Source organism: Streptomyces sp. NPDC001787 (assembly GCF_040297465.1).
GTDB lineage: Bacteria > Actinomycetota > Actinomycetes > Streptomycetales > Streptomycetaceae > Streptomyces.
This window is the reverse complement of the sequence record NZ_JBEOZE010000036.1, coordinates 74,461-87,063: the sequence shown is the minus strand read 5'-3', so window position 1 is coordinate 87,063 and position 12,603 is coordinate 74,461. Positions and strand designations below refer to the sequence as shown.

At 71.3% G+C, this 12,603-nt stretch carries 13 protein-coding genes and 1 pseudogene; 6 read left to right on the top strand and 8 right to left on the bottom strand.

Annotated elements, in window-relative coordinates; genetic code table 11:
• The 4 genes and pseudogenes from ABT170_RS34390 to ABT170_RS34375 form a co-directional block, all read right to left on the bottom strand.
• Positions 1-400 (bottom strand): annotated as a pseudogene (locus tag ABT170_RS34390) (hypothetical protein); the annotation flags it as partial.
• Positions 388-1,257: a hypothetical protein gene (locus ABT170_RS34385; protein WP_351874109.1), complete on the bottom strand. Its 870-nt coding sequence runs from the start codon at positions 1,255-1,257 to the stop codon at positions 388-390. The gene ABT170_RS34385 and the pseudogene ABT170_RS34390, both read right to left, overlap by 13 nt.
• Before the next feature lie 307 nt (positions 1,258-1,564).
• On the bottom strand, positions 1,565-1,723 hold the full coding sequence (locus tag ABT170_RS34380) for a hypothetical protein (protein ID WP_329942500.1): 159 nt from the start codon (positions 1,721-1,723) through the stop codon (positions 1,565-1,567).
• 73 nt (positions 1,724-1,796) lie between these two features.
• Entirely contained in the window at positions 1,797-2,960 is a 1,164-nt protein-coding gene (locus ABT170_RS34375) for a helix-turn-helix domain-containing protein (RefSeq protein ID WP_329942499.1), read from the bottom strand.
• 280 nt (positions 2,961-3,240) lie between these two features.
• On the opposite strand from ABT170_RS34375, the gene ABT170_RS34370 reads away from it, so the two are divergent.
• Positions 3,241-3,819 carry a DinB family protein gene (locus ABT170_RS34370; protein WP_351874105.1) on the top strand — a complete coding sequence of 193 codons (579 nt, stop codon included), beginning with the start codon at positions 3,241-3,243 and terminating at the stop codon, positions 3,817-3,819.
• A gap of 152 nt (positions 3,820-3,971) precedes the next feature.
• On the opposite strand, the gene ABT170_RS34365 is transcribed toward ABT170_RS34370, so the two are convergent.
• A complete protein-coding gene (locus ABT170_RS34365; protein WP_351874102.1) occupies positions 3,972-4,535 on the bottom strand; it encodes a hypothetical protein in 564 nt (187 codons plus the stop codon).
• A 174-nt stretch (positions 4,536-4,709) separates the two neighbouring features.
• Positions 4,710-5,465 carry a class I SAM-dependent methyltransferase gene (locus tag ABT170_RS34360; protein ID WP_351874099.1) on the bottom strand — a complete coding sequence of 252 codons (756 nt, stop codon included), beginning with the start codon at positions 5,463-5,465 and terminating at the stop codon, positions 4,710-4,712.
• Between the two features lie 89 nt (positions 5,466-5,554).
• On the opposite strand from ABT170_RS34360, the gene ABT170_RS34355 reads away from it, so the two are divergent.
• On the top strand, positions 5,555-6,088 hold the full coding sequence (locus ABT170_RS34355; RefSeq protein WP_329942495.1) for a hypothetical protein: 534 nt from the start codon (positions 5,555-5,557) through the stop codon (positions 6,086-6,088).
• Between the two features lie 42 nt (positions 6,089-6,130).
• On the opposite strand, the gene ABT170_RS34350 is transcribed toward ABT170_RS34355, so the two are convergent.
• On the bottom strand, positions 6,131-6,922 hold the full coding sequence (locus tag ABT170_RS34350) for a DUF2785 domain-containing protein (RefSeq protein ID WP_351874096.1): 792 nt from the start codon (positions 6,920-6,922) through the stop codon (positions 6,131-6,133).
• Between the two features lie 210 nt (positions 6,923-7,132).
• Here ABT170_RS34350 and ABT170_RS34345 point away from each other — a divergent pair, with 210 nt between their 5' ends.
• Positions 7,133-7,510 carry a nuclear transport factor 2 family protein gene (locus ABT170_RS34345; RefSeq protein ID WP_329942493.1) on the top strand — a complete coding sequence of 126 codons (378 nt, stop codon included), beginning with the start codon at positions 7,133-7,135 and terminating at the stop codon, positions 7,508-7,510.
• Between the two features lie 180 nt (positions 7,511-7,690).
• On the opposite strand, the gene ABT170_RS34340 is transcribed toward ABT170_RS34345, so the two are convergent.
• The gene (locus ABT170_RS34340; protein ID WP_329942492.1) at positions 7,691-8,125 is read right to left on the bottom strand and encodes a VOC family protein; all 435 of its coding nucleotides are present in this window, start codon (positions 8,123-8,125) and stop codon (positions 7,691-7,693) included.
• Positions 8,126-8,321: 196 nt separating this feature from the next.
• On the opposite strand from ABT170_RS34340, the gene ABT170_RS34335 reads away from it, so the two are divergent.
• From ABT170_RS34335 to ABT170_RS34325, 3 genes are read left to right on the top strand one after another with little or no spacing between them, the layout of a single operon-like run.
• Positions 8,322-9,128, top strand: a complete 807-nt coding sequence (locus ABT170_RS34335; protein ID WP_351874091.1) for a TIGR03084 family metal-binding protein — start codon at positions 8,322-8,324, stop codon at positions 9,126-9,128.
• Entirely contained in the window at positions 9,128-11,008 is a 1,881-nt protein-coding gene (locus ABT170_RS34330; RefSeq protein ID WP_351874088.1) for an acyclic terpene utilization AtuA family protein, read from the top strand. The genes ABT170_RS34335 and ABT170_RS34330 overlap by 1 nt, the downstream gene beginning before the upstream one ends.
• Positions 11,005-12,603, top strand: coding sequence for an acyl-CoA carboxylase subunit beta (locus ABT170_RS34325; protein WP_329942489.1), 1,599 nt, complete (start codon positions 11,005-11,007; stop codon positions 12,601-12,603). Before ABT170_RS34330 ends, ABT170_RS34325 begins: the two co-directional genes overlap by 4 nt.

Genomic DNA, 12,603 nt, shown 5'->3' with positions numbered 1-12,603 from the left:
AGGGGCATTGGTGGGTGGAGATGTGGGCGTGTTCGGTGCAGAGCGGGGGCATGGTGGTGAGGGATTTCTCGGGCCAGGTGGGGGGTGAGTCCTGGTGTCGCCAGTCGATGAAGAGCCAGCCGTCCTTGTTGCGGTCGGCGGGAGCGGCGCAGATCTGGCAGAGGAGTTGTTGCATGCAGGTGCGTTGGCGGGTGGGGTGGAGGGAGTCGTACTGGATGTGTCCGGGGTCGTCGGATTCCTCGACGCGGACCCAGAGGTTGCCGTGCTTGTCCCGGTCTTCGGGGCGTTCGTCGCGGTAGACGAGCCGGGGTCCGTTCGGGGTGAACCGGATGTCGAGGGCGGATTGCGGGGTGCCCCTGTCAGTACTCCGTGAGGCGACGTACGGGGTCAGGAGGGGCATGGCGTGTTCCTCGGGGGATTGGTTGCGGGGCGGACGGGAATCGTGGTTCCCGCCGGGTGGTGCCCGTCCCGGTCGCCCGTGGGGGAGCCACTGCGTACGCGACCGGGACGGGGGCTGGTGGGGTGCCGGGGATCGGCGGTCCGGTTCGGCCGGTGAGGCTGTCCGGTGAGGCTGATGTGCAGGCCGACCGCCGGATCGGTGACGGTGAGCAGGGTGTGGGGGCCGGATGCGAGGCGATGCAGGGCGTCGGCCTGGCGCTGGTCGTCGGTGGCCCACGCCCGGAGCGCTTCGGGGGCGTCGGAGCCGTGGAAGGTGACCGGCCGGACATCGCGGATCGCCTGTGTCCAGGGGGTGGTGTCGGGGGGTATGAGGTGCCCGTGCGCGTCCGCGAGCCGGAGCGCCTGCCTGCGCAGCCACCGCAGGGCGAGCCGGCGGTTCGGCACGGTGACCCGGCCGAGAGACACGGTGCGCCTCGTCCCGGCGGTCCCGGCGGAAACGGTCAGTTCGGCGACGTAGGCCACGTCTGCGTCGGTGTCACGCTCGCCGGGACCGGGACCGGGACCGGGACCGGGGCCGGATTCCGGGTGGACCAGGTGCTGGAGCAGGCCGGCCGCCGCTTCGACGGCGTGCAGTTCGGCGGTACGTTCCGCGTCGCGTCGCACGATCGCGGCGTCCAGTCCGGTGAGGAACAGGGCCCGGTAGGCAGGGTCGGTCTCGATACGTTGCAACTCGGCGAACAACCGCTGCGGACGGGACGGTTGCGGGGCGAGCACCCGCATGATCCGGGGGAAGCGCTGCCGCAAGCGGATTCCGGCGACCCCGAGGGCGAGGGCGAGCAGGACCGGTAAGAACGTCATGGCCGGTCTCCGTGCTCGGCGGTCTCGTGCCTCTCACGGGCTGCCCGGCAGTGGGCTTGCCTGTCGGTGTCCTGCTCGGCGTTGGCAACCGCTTCGGCGTGGTCGATCTCCTGGCAGCCACGACATGGCTCCGGCGCGGGCGCAGTGTCCGGGGCGACCGGCCGCGTACGCCAAGGGGCAACCTCCCACTCGGGCCCACCGCCGACCGGCCGGAGCGACCAGTAGGGTCCAGCCAGCCCACGAAACTCACCTACGCGGCCCGCACGGCTCGTGTCCACCAAGAGGGCGCCGAGCTTCGGCAGTTCGTTCACTGGGCACCCCCGGGCTTGGGGGTGCCCTCCTTGACCGCCGGTACGGGGCGGTGTGCGTGGGCCGGGTAGAGGTAGGGAGTTGTGCGCCATAGACCGGCGGCGGCATCCAGGAGCGCGCGTCGGCGGGCGCGATCAGCGCTGCTTCGTCGGGTCATGCTCCGACGCTAGGACCGCCCCGTCGGCGCTGTCTGTGGCACTTCGACTACTCTTCGTGCCGAAGTGCCCCCGCTAGACGCATAGTTGCAGCGTAGCGGCCATGCTCCGCATTTCTGGGGTCAGTGTGCGCCGTCCTGTCACGATCGCTTGCAGCGTGTCGCGGGCGGGGGTCTGGTTGGGGAACCACTCGGGGGAACCGGCCTGGACTTCGGACAGCTTGCCGAACGCTTCGGTGTACTGCCCGAGTCGCGCGTACGCGTTGGCCACGTCGAGCCCGTGCCTACTCCGCACACTGATCGAGGGGCGGATCGAATAGAACGGCATTCGCTCAGCCAGGCGCAGCGCATTGTCCGGCCGGTCGTGGACCACCGCGTCCTCAACGGTGCGCATGCGGACGGTCGTAGGGCCGAAGGTACGGACGTTCTCGTGTCCGGGCCGTACTTCCCGGCCGATGGCCGTCGCAGCACTCCGGGCCAGCCTGAGCATGTCCGACGCAACTCCGGGTTGGTTGTTGCGGATGGCGGCACCGGACGCACGGAGGAGCAGCAAGCCCCAGGCGGACAGTTCCGCCGTCGTGGCGCGGCTGACACGCGGCTCCACCTCGTCGGCCCACTGTGTGGCAAGGCTGAGAGCCTCATCCAGCCGCCCCTGCCGCATAAGTAGCCAGCTGAGGGTGTTCACGCTCGCTGCCGACTCCAAGCGGTTCTCGGCGTCCTCAAGGGCTCGCCGAACCACCAGCTCGGCGATGTCGAACTGTCGTGTGTGGGTCAACGCCCCGGCGGCGAGTTGCAGCACCCGGACCCGTACGCCCCTGCCCTCGCTTCCGAGCGTGTCCGCATCACGGAGCAGGCCGGGCAGCACTGCTGCCAGCTCGGCAAAGTGGTGCGACCGGTAGCTGGAAACCGCCTCGGCAAGCACCTGTTCGACTCCGCCAGGGGTGGCCCCTGCCTCTCCTTCGGGGGCCGGTGGCCGCTTCAGCTCGGCCCGAACGGGTGCCCAGAGCTCCTGTGTCCCTGAAACGGGGCCATGCTCGTGCGGCGTCTCCACCAGTGCCATGGTCGGCAGCCGCAACGCCTTCGCCAGTGCGTGCAGCGTCTCCATCCGAGCGCCGCTGCGTTCCTCTTGTTCGAGCTTGCGAATGGTGGAGAGTGAAACCCCGGAGTGGTCGGCCAACTCTCGTTGGGTGAGCCCGCTCAGCTTGCGGGCCTGCTTGACTTTCTTCCCCGCATCAGTCATATGGCCAGCGTACGACCACGCGGCCCGGTACAAGAGGGAACGAACGCGGAACAATGCTTGCCCAGCCCCTGAGTTGGGGGCACCTGATGGAGCGCATGTCACTCCTTTCAGCGGTACGTCATGGGGTGCGCGTCGGGTGGTGGCGAGTGCGGGTGGCTGGACGGTGGCGTCAGGCCCGCAGCCTTGCTCGCCGGAATTCCCCGGGTCCACGCGGGTGTACCTGCGGCGAACTGGTCGGAACGCCGTCGTCCGGACGGTCGCACAGCGCAGAATCGGCTGGTTGATCCAGAACGATCAGAAGGACGGCACGATGACACCGACCGGCTCCGACCTCCCGCAGTCCGTGGAGCGCGAGGACCTGCTGGCACTGGTCGCCGACCAGCGCACCAACTTCCTCTACACCGTCGCGGACCTCACCGAGGAGCAGGCCCGCTCCCGCACGACGGTGAGCGAGCTGACGCTCGGTGGGCTGGTCAAGCATCTCGCGCAGGTGCAGCGCGGCTGGCTCGACGTGGTCGACGGCACGGCACCGGCCGAGGTGGGCTGGTCCGACCTCGACCCGGACGGCAACCGGCTGACCGAGACCGAGACCCTGGCGGGCGCGCTCGACGCCTTTCACACCGCCGCCGGAGAGTTCGACCGTACGGTGCGGGAGGAGGCCGATCTCAACCGTACGGTGACGCTGCCGCAGTACCCGTGGTCGCCCCCGGAGCCGGTGAGCTGGACCGTCCGGCACGTCCTGATGCATGTCTTCCGGGAGATCGCGCACCACAGTGGCCACGCGGACATCGTGCGCGAGGCCCTGGACGGCGCCAGTACCACCGCCCGGATGGCGGAGGCAGCCTCGCGCGGGGAGTGACGCCGTGCGGGAGGCGGCCTCGCGCGGTGCCGTTCGTACGATCACCGTTCGCGGTCGCCGGGCCGCAGGCTCGGCGTGGCCGCTCCCGCGCCGTCTTCCCCGTACACCGCGCTGCCGAGCGGGAGCCCGGCAGCGCGGTCGGTCCGCCGCGCCTACTTGATGTCCATGTAGAAGAACTTGACGGTGAGTGACTGGCTCTCCGAGGTTCCGGCGGAGGAGACGCGGGAAACGAAAGCGCCCTTGAGCAGGTACTGCTTGACGGCGTTGTCCTGGTAGTCGAGGACCTCGACGGTGACGTCCTTGAGGCGCCCCTCACGATCCGCGACCGCGTCCTCGATCCAGCGGTCGACCGCGGCACTGCGGGTCGCGCCCCGTACCAGGGTCATCTCCTGCTCCGCGACACCGGAGACCTCCTGGAGGTATTCGGCGGGGGCTCCGTCCATCACCAGGCGGAAATTGTGAGCGCTGAGGGCGTCGCCCGGCTGGAGTCCGGCCATCGACCTGGCGGACGCGCCCTGCCCGCCGGGATTCCTTGCGGCGGATTCCTTCGCGCCGTCCTGCTTTAATCCGCCCGTGCCCGCTCCGTCGCCCTTCGCGGACGCACTGGACGCGGGCGACGGGCTGCCCTGCCCCTTGGCGTCACCGTCGTTGCAGGCTGTGAGCGAGAGACTCACGGCGACGGCCAGGGCGGCGAAGGTGAGTTTGTGAACGCGCATTGCTACTTCCTCGGATTCGGTCTGCCGGCCGCCCGCTGGAAGCGGGCATCTGTGGCCGTCAAGAGCAGCCCGGCCGAGCTTCCCGTTCCGCCCAACCGCCGCCTAATACATACCTGTTACACGCATCTCGGGTGCTGCGCGCGCCACCGCGGTCACATCCGCGCGCCCATTCCGCTACGGCGCGTCCGCCGCCACCACCAGGAAGTTCGGCAGGTGGACATAGCCGTCGAGCCCCGGCACCGCGTCCCGGGCCCCCTCGGACACCACCGGGTCGAGCCCCGGTTCCACGACCTCGCGCAGGCGGCAGCCCAGGGAGGCCAGTTCGTTGAGGTACGCGGAGAGCGGGCGGTGGAAGTCGCAGGCGACCGGGCCCGGGATCTCGTACTCCTCCAGATAGCGCCGTACGCGGTACTCGCCGTGCTCCCGCCACTCGGCCCGCAGCCCCTCGAACGCCGGGTGGACCACCGCGAACACGAACCGGCCACCGGGCCGCAGCGCCCTGACACAGGAGCGCATCGCCGGTCTCCAGTCCGGGATCGCCATGAACACCATGCTGCTCACCACCGCGTCGAAGGGACCCCGGGCGGGGCCGGTGTCCTCGGGCAGCCGGGCCAGATCCGCCCGGACGTACGTGATGCCGAGCCGCTCCCGTACCTCCCGCTCCCGGGCGAACGCGGTCATGCTCCCCGTCGGTTCGACGCCGACCACCCGGGCCCCGCGCCGGGCGAGCATCCGGCTGAAGTAGCCGTTGCCGCAGCCCGCGTCCAGCACCCGGCGGCCGTGGACATCTCCCAACAGGCGCTCCAGCACCGGGTTGACCAGATGGCGCTTGGCGAAGTCCCCGTCCTCCGACGTGGCTTCCATCGCCTCACGGGTGGCGGTGGCGTCCCACTGCCTGATCGCTGCCTCGTTCGTCCAGGAGGAAGTCATACGGCGACGGTAGGGGCGCGGGGCTGTGCGGGTCCCGGGCTTCGGACTTCCGTACCCCGCCTCCGGGGGTTTGCCCTAGGGTCCCGGGCATGGACCAGGCGACCGCAGGACTCGTGGGTGCGGCTATCGGTGTCTCAGGAACGGCGCTGACCGCGTTGGTCACGGCCTGGGCCGCACGTTTCAATCATGATCGTCAGCGGCAGCAGGTACGCAGGCAGGAGCAGCGGGAGGCGTTCGCCGCGCTCCTTGCCGCGGCCTACGGGATGCAGGCCACGGATCCCCAGAAGAAGAGCACCTACCGGCATGAGCGGGTCCCTCCTCCGCCGGGGCATCGGGGAATCTGGGTTCAGCCGATCAACGAATCCCACCTCGACCAGGCGTGGGCCGACGCCGTTCACCGGGAAGCCGACCGCGTTGCCCTTCAGATGCCCCTGATCGCGCTGTCGGGGCTCACGCTGTACTCCGAGGCCCGCCGGATCAATGATGTCGCGGAGGACCTCGCCAGGCAGATCCGGCAGAACTCCGGCGATGCGGGGCACGCCGTCCGGAACTGCTACGCCAATCTGGAAGTCGCCGTCGACCGCTTCACCGAAGCGGCGGCGCGCCATCTTGCCGACACCTGACGACCGGGAGTGGTCGCCCGGCCCGAACCGTGGTGCGGTCGGTCAGCGTCTGACGATCCGGTCGAGAACGGCGGCGGTGGCGGACTTGACCGATTCGCGGTGGTGGACAGGCTCCGCGGGCAGTTCGCTGGTCGGGCGAACCCCCCGGTCGGCGAGGAAATGGAGCAGGCGCAGGGTGCGCAGGCAGTTGCTGATGTGAGCGGGTACCGGGGTGCTGATGCGGTCGGACCCGAAGCGGTCGGCGATCGGATCCAGCCAGCCGACGGCGTCGCGTTCGCTGAGGTCGGTGCGGGTGAGGACCAGGGCGATCGCCCGCGCCAGGCGGTCGTCCTCCAGCTGGTCGTACACGTGGTCGGTGGGCGCCGTCAGCCGCGCGGCGGCCAGGTTCAGCATCCGCTCCGGCGCCACCTCGGAGTGGCGGCCGAAGCCGGCGAGCAGATCCGCGCCGTGCGCCACCGCGTGAAGCCAGCCGAGCGTCCCGTCGTGGCCGCGCAGATCCCGCTCCGCCGGGTACCAGCGCTCGAACGAGTCCACCCAGCCGGCCTTGAAGTCGCCTGCGGACACCAGCATGTTGAGCACCAGGGGCGCGAAGGTGCGGGCCTCGACCCGCGGGTCGGTGAACCGGGCGGCCATCTCGTCCCCCAGCTCCAGCCGCCGGGACGTCCCGATCGTCCCGCGGGCTATCCAGGTCGCGAGGACGGCATACGGCGCGCCGTCCCGGACCAGCGGATCGGGGTCCGCCAGGGCGCGGGACAGCTCACTGACGAGGTCGTCCACGGGCCGGTCGGCGGGCACGGCACAGTCGGCGGCCTCGATGCTGTTCCAGTCGGTCATGACGGGCAGATTAGGTCATTGCCGTCACCGAACGCCTGCGGATTATGTCCGGTATCCCTCTCGCTCCGTCAACTGCCGGGCGGGCGTGGCAGTTCTGTCGCCGAGGGCCTGTCCGGCATCGACCGGTGCTGTGACCGGGATGGTTCACCGTGGTCGGGAGACGGCTCACGGGGCGAGCGCCGTCCGCGAGGCGAGTGGTATTACTGGTGTATGCAGGAAGAGACCGCGCGGTCCGCGATCGACACATTTATCTCCGCGTTCAACGCCTCGGACGACAGCTATGTGACTGCGCTGCTCTCCCAGGCCCTGACCTCGGACGTGGTCTTCTGGGGGCCGTTGGGCCGCAGTGACGGGATCGAGGCGGTCGAGCGGTTCGTGCTGGACATCCGGCGCCACCCCGCGGGGACCGGCACGATGGTGCGCTGTTCGGCGGTGGACATGCCGGGCGAGTGGGCCCGGTACCAGTGGGTCTTCACGACGCCGGACGGAGGCCCCCGCCTGGCGGGAACGGACGTCGTCCATCTGCGGCAGAGCCTCATCGACCAGGTCATCGTCTTCGCGGGGGAGATCGAGTCGTCCGCGTCCTGAGCCGTTCTCCTCTGACGCCGCAGAGGCGTAGGCCGGGGTGGAGCACATCTCGACCCTCGTGCTTTGTGGCTCAGCGGCGGATGCCGGTGCCTCTGCGGGCGGACAGGTCGTCCAGGATCGGCCCGTCCGGCTGATCCGGACGGGCCCTCCGCGGGCGGCACAGAAGCCGCCGCCCCGCCCTCAGTCCAGGCAGAACTCGTTGCCCTCGGGGTCGGCCATCACGATGATCCCCTCGTCCACGCCGTCGGGTTCGAGCCGGTAGAGCCGCTGCGCGCCCAGCTTCTCCAGCCTGGCGGCCTCCACCTCCAGTGTGGCCATCCGCTCGTCCCCGCTCTGGCCGGGTGCCGCGCGCAGATCCAGGTGCAGGCGGTTCTTCGCCGTCTTGCCCTCCGGGACCTTCTGGAAGAACACCCGGGGCCCCTTGCCCTCCGGGTCCGTGATGGCCGACCGGCTGTTGTGCTGCTCGGGCGGTACGCCCCACGCCGTCAACGCGGACGGCCAGTCGGGGAAGCCCTCCGGCGGCGGCTGGACGCGATAGCCCAGTGCCTCGGCCCAGAACGCCGCCTGCGCGCCCGGATCGGCGCAGTCGTACGTCACCTGGAATTCCCTGGCCATGCTGCCTCCGACGCTCGAAAACCTGCCCTCGTCCGTGCCCCGGCCGTCTTCTCCCGGGACACCTCCCCATCCTCGCACCGCCCTCTGACAAGCCGCTCGCCCATCGGTGCGTCAAAAATCATGCAAGCATGCTTGTTTGTTTCCTGGGGCGCTGCCATGCTCCTGGGCACCACGCCTTGCCCCGAGGGGAGCGCACGTGTCCGATGCCGCAGCCATGATCGGCGGCCTGCTCGACGACCTGCTCGACGAGAGCGCGGAAATCGACCTGATGGTGGGGGAGTTGACGCCCGGACAGTGGGCTCTCGCGACGCCCGCCGCCGGGTGGTCCGTCGCCCATCAGGTCGCCCACCTCTCCTGGACCGACGAGGTCGCGCTGCTCGCCGCCGACGACCCCGGGGCGTTCGCCGGTGAGGTGACCAAGGCCCTGGAGCGCCCCGACTCCTTCGTCGACGAGGCCGCCGGGGAACTGGTGGCCGCCCACGGCCCGGACGCCCTGCTCGCACGCTGGCGGGCGGGCCGGCAGCGGCTCCACGAGGTGCTGCGCACCGCCCCGGCGGGGACCCGTATCCCCTGGTACGGGCCGCCCATGAGCGTCGCCTCGATGGCCACCGCGCGGATCATGGAGAGCTGGGCGCACGGGCAGGACATCGCCGACGCCCTCGGGGTGACCCGCACGCCGACCGCCCGGCTGCGGCATGTGGCGCGGATCGGGGTCCGGGCCCGGGACTACGCCTACGCGGTACGGGGGATCACGCCGCCCGGGGAGGAGTTCCGGGTGGAACTGTCCGTACCCGGCGGCGAGTCGCTCACGTACGGGCCCGAGGACGCCCCGCAGCGTGTCACCGGACCGCTCCTCGACTTCTGTCTCCTGGTCACCCGGCGCGCACACCGCGACGACCTCGCCATGACCGCCGTCGGGCCCGACGCCGGGCAGTGGCTGGACATCGCCCAGGCGTTCGCGGGCCCCGCGGGCACCGGGCGCCCACCCCGGAAGGCCCACTGATGCGGACCACACCCGTACCGCGCCCGCCGATACGGCCGGCGCGGACCGAACCCCTGCGGATCGGCAACGCCTCCGGGTTCTACGGCGACCGCTTCGACGCCGTGCGCGACATGCTCACCGGCGGGCCCCTCGACATCCTCACCGGCGACTATCTCGCCGAGCTGACCATGCTCATCCTCGGCCGAAGCCGCCTGAAGGACCCCCGTCGCGGGTACGCCACCACCTTCCTGCGCCAGCTCGAAGAAGGGCTCGGGCTCGCCCATGAGCGCGGGGTGAGGATCGTCGCCAACGCCGGGGGGCTCAACCCCGCCGGGCTGGCCGACGCCGTCCGCGAGCTGGCCGCCACGGTGGGTGTGCCCGTGCGCGTCGCCCATGTCGAGGGCGACAGCCTGCCCGTGCCCGAGGGCTGCCTCACCGCCAACGCCTACCTCGGCGGCGCGGGCATCGCCGCCTGTCTGCGGGCCGGGGCCGATGTCGTCGTCACCGGACGGGTCACCGACGCCGCCCTCGTCACCGGCCCCGCCGCCGCGCACTTCGGCTGGGGGCCGGGCGACCTCGACGCGCTCGCCGGGGCCGTCGTCGCCGGGCACGTGCTGGAGTGCGGCACCCAGGCCACCGGCGGGAACTACGCCTTCTTCGGCGAGCACGACATACGCCGCCCCGGCTTCCCGCTCGCCGAGATCCACGCCGACGGCTCGTCCGTCATCACCAAGCACCCCGGTACGGGCGGCGTCGTCGACATCGGCACCGTGACCGCCCAGCTCCTGTACGAGACCGGGGGCGCCCGGTACGCGGGGCCCGACGTCACCGCCCGCCTCGACACCGTACGGCTCACCCAGGACGGGCCGGACCGGGTCCGTGTCTCGGGGGTGCGGGGCGAGGCCCCGCCGCCGGCCCTCAAGGCCGGGCTCACCCGGCTCGGCGGCTGGCGCAACGAGGTCGTCTTCGTGCTGACCGGCCTCGACATCGAGGCCAAGGCGCGGCTCGTGCGCGAACAGTGCGAGGACGCCTTCGTCCGGGGCGGAGGCCGGCCGGCCGAGGTGCGCTGGGAGCTGGCCCGTACCGACCGGCCCGACGCGGCCACCGAGGAGACCGCCAGCGCACTGCTCCGGCTCGTCGTCCGCGACCAGGACGCCGAGCGCGTCGGGCGTGCCGTGTCGGGCGCCGCCGTGGAGCTGGCACTCGGCAGCTATCCGGGCTTCCATGTCACCGCCCCGCCCGGGAAGGGCGCGCCCTACGGGGTGTTCGAGGCCGTCCCCGTACCGGCCGGGGACGTCCCGCACCTCGCCGTCCTGCCGGACGGGGCGAAGCAAGCGGTGCCACCGGCCCCCGTCACCCGGGAACTGGAGGAACTCGCGGACCCGCCCGGCCTTCCCGTACCCCTGCCTCCCGGCCCCACCCGCACCGCACCCCTCGGGCGTATCGCGGGGGCCCGCAGCGGGGACAAGGGCGGCGACGCCAACGTGGGGGTCTGGGTGCGCACCGACGAGGCGTGGCGGTGGCTGGCGCACGAGCTGACCGTCGAGCGGTTCCGGGAACTGCTCCCGGAGACCGCCGGACTGACCGTCGTACGCCATGTCCTGCCGAACCTGCGCGCCCTGAACTTCACCGTCCGGGGCCTCCTGGGGGAAGGCGTCGCCGCGCAGGCCCGCTTCGACCCGCAGGCCAAGGCGGTGGGGGAGTGGCTGCGGTCCCGGTGCCTCCCGGTCCCGGTGGCCCTCCTGCCCGTCCCCGTCCCCGTCCCCGAAGCCGAAGCCGAAGCCGTATCCGAAGCCGACGCGGGTCCCGAAGCCGTCCCCGGACCTGAAGCCGATGCGGGACCCGGACCTGACGCCGGACCCGAAGCCCCGACCGCCCCCGCCCCGGAGGTGACCGCGTGACCGTCCTGCCGACCGCCCTCGACACCGCCGGACCCGAATACGCCGCCAACCGCGAGGCCATGCTCGGCAAGCTCGCCGAGCTGGACACCGAGCACGCCAAGGCCCTCGCGGGCGGCGGTGAGAAGTACCTCGCGCGGCACCGCAAGCGCGGCAAGCTCCTGGCCCGGGAACGGATCGAGCTGCTCCTCGACCCGGACACCCCGTTCCTGGAGCTGTCCCCGCTCGCCGCCTGGGGCAGCGACTACGCGGTGGGCGCGTCCCTCGTCACCGGGATCGGTGTGGTGTCGGGCGTCGAATGCCTGATCACCGCGAACGACCCGACCGTGCGCGGCGGCGCGTCGAACCCGTGGACGCTGAAGAAGGCCCTGCGCGCCAACGAGATCGCCTTCGCCAACCGGCTCCCCTGCATCAGCCTGGTGGAGTCGGGGGGCGCGGACCTGCCCTCCCAGAAGGAGATCTTCATCCCCGGCGGGGCGCTGTTCCGCGATCTGACCCGGCTCTCCGCCGCCGGTATCCCCACCGTCGCGGTCGTGTTCGGGAACTCGACGGCCGGTGGGGCGTACGTCCCCGGCATGTCGGACCACACCGTCATGATCCGGGAACAGTCCAAGGTCTTCCTCGGCGGGCCGCCCCTGGTGAAGATGGCCACGGGCGAGGAGAGCGACGACGAGTCGCTCGGCGGTGCCGAGATGCACGCCCGTACGTCCGGGCTCGCCGATCACTTCGCCGTGGACGAGCACGACGCTCTGCGCCGGGCCCGCCGGATCATCGCCCGGCTCAACTGGCGCAAGGCGCACGCCGATCCGGGCCCCGCCGAGCCGCCCGCGTACGACGAGGACGAGCTGATCGGGATCGTGCCGGGGGACCTGAAGGTGCCCTTCGACCCGCACGAGGTCATCGCCCGGCTCGTCGACGGTTCGGACTTCGACGCGTTCAAGCCGCTGTACGGGACCAGCCTGGTCACCGGGTGGGCCGCCCTGCACGGCTATCCCGTCGGCATCCTCGCCAACGCGCAGGGCGTGCTGTTCAGCGAGGAGTCGCAGAAGGCCGCCCAGTTCATCCAGCTCGCCAACCAGCGCGACATCCCGCTCCTCTTCCTGCACAACACCACCGGCTACATGGTCGGCAAGGAGTACGAGCAGGGCGGCATCATCAAGCACGGCGCGATGATGATCAACGCGGTGTCGAACTCCAAGGTCCCGCATCTCTCCGTGCTGATGGGCGCCTCCTACGGCGCCGGGCACTACGGCATGTGCGGTCGCGCCTACGACCCCCGCTTCCTCTTCGCCTGGCCCGGCAGCAAGTCCGCCGTCATGGGGCCGCAGCAGCTCGCGGGGGTGCTCTCCCTGGTGGCCCGCGCCTCCTCCGCCGCGAAGGGGCTGCCGTACGACGACGAGGCGGACGCCGGGCTGCGCGCCATGGTGGAGCAGCAGATCGAGTCGGAGTCGCTGCCGATGTTCCTCTCCGGGCGGCTGTACGACGACGGGGTCATCGACCCGCGCGACACCAGGACCGTCCTCGGGATGTGCCTGTCCGCGATCCACACCGCCCCGGTCGAAGGCGCCCGCGGCGGCTTCGGCATCTTCCGGATGTGA

Bases quoted from the DNA above. Each gene is read 5' to 3' on its own strand.
- ABT170_RS34385 (WP_351874109.1), bottom strand. From the start codon at position 1,257: ATGACGTTCTTACCGGTCCTGCTCGCCCTCGCCCTCGGGGTCGCCGGA.
- ABT170_RS34380 (WP_329942500.1), bottom strand. From the start codon at position 1,723: ATGACCCGACGAAGCAGCGCTGATCGCGCCCGCCGACGCGCGCTCCTG.
- ABT170_RS34375 (WP_329942499.1), bottom strand. From the start codon at position 2,960: ATGACTGATGCGGGGAAGAAAGTCAAGCAGGCCCGCAAGCTGAGCGGG.
- ABT170_RS34365 (WP_351874102.1), bottom strand. From the start codon at position 4,535: ATGCGCGTTCACAAACTCACCTTCGCCGCCCTGGCCGTCGCCGTGAGT.
- ABT170_RS34360 (WP_351874099.1), bottom strand. From the start codon at position 5,465: ATGACTTCCTCCTGGACGAACGAGGCAGCGATCAGGCAGTGGGACGCC.
- ABT170_RS34355 (WP_329942495.1), top strand. From the start codon at position 5,555: ATGGACCAGGCGACCGCAGGACTCGTGGGTGCGGCTATCGGTGTCTCA.
- ABT170_RS34350 (WP_351874096.1), bottom strand. From the start codon at position 6,922: ATGACCGACTGGAACAGCATCGAGGCCGCCGACTGTGCCGTGCCCGCC.
- ABT170_RS34345 (WP_329942493.1), top strand. From the start codon at position 7,133: ATGCAGGAAGAGACCGCGCGGTCCGCGATCGACACATTTATCTCCGCG.
- ABT170_RS34340 (WP_329942492.1), bottom strand. From the start codon at position 8,125: ATGGCCAGGGAATTCCAGGTGACGTACGACTGCGCCGATCCGGGCGCG.
- ABT170_RS34330 (WP_351874088.1), top strand. From the start codon at position 9,128: ATGCGGACCACACCCGTACCGCGCCCGCCGATACGGCCGGCGCGGACC.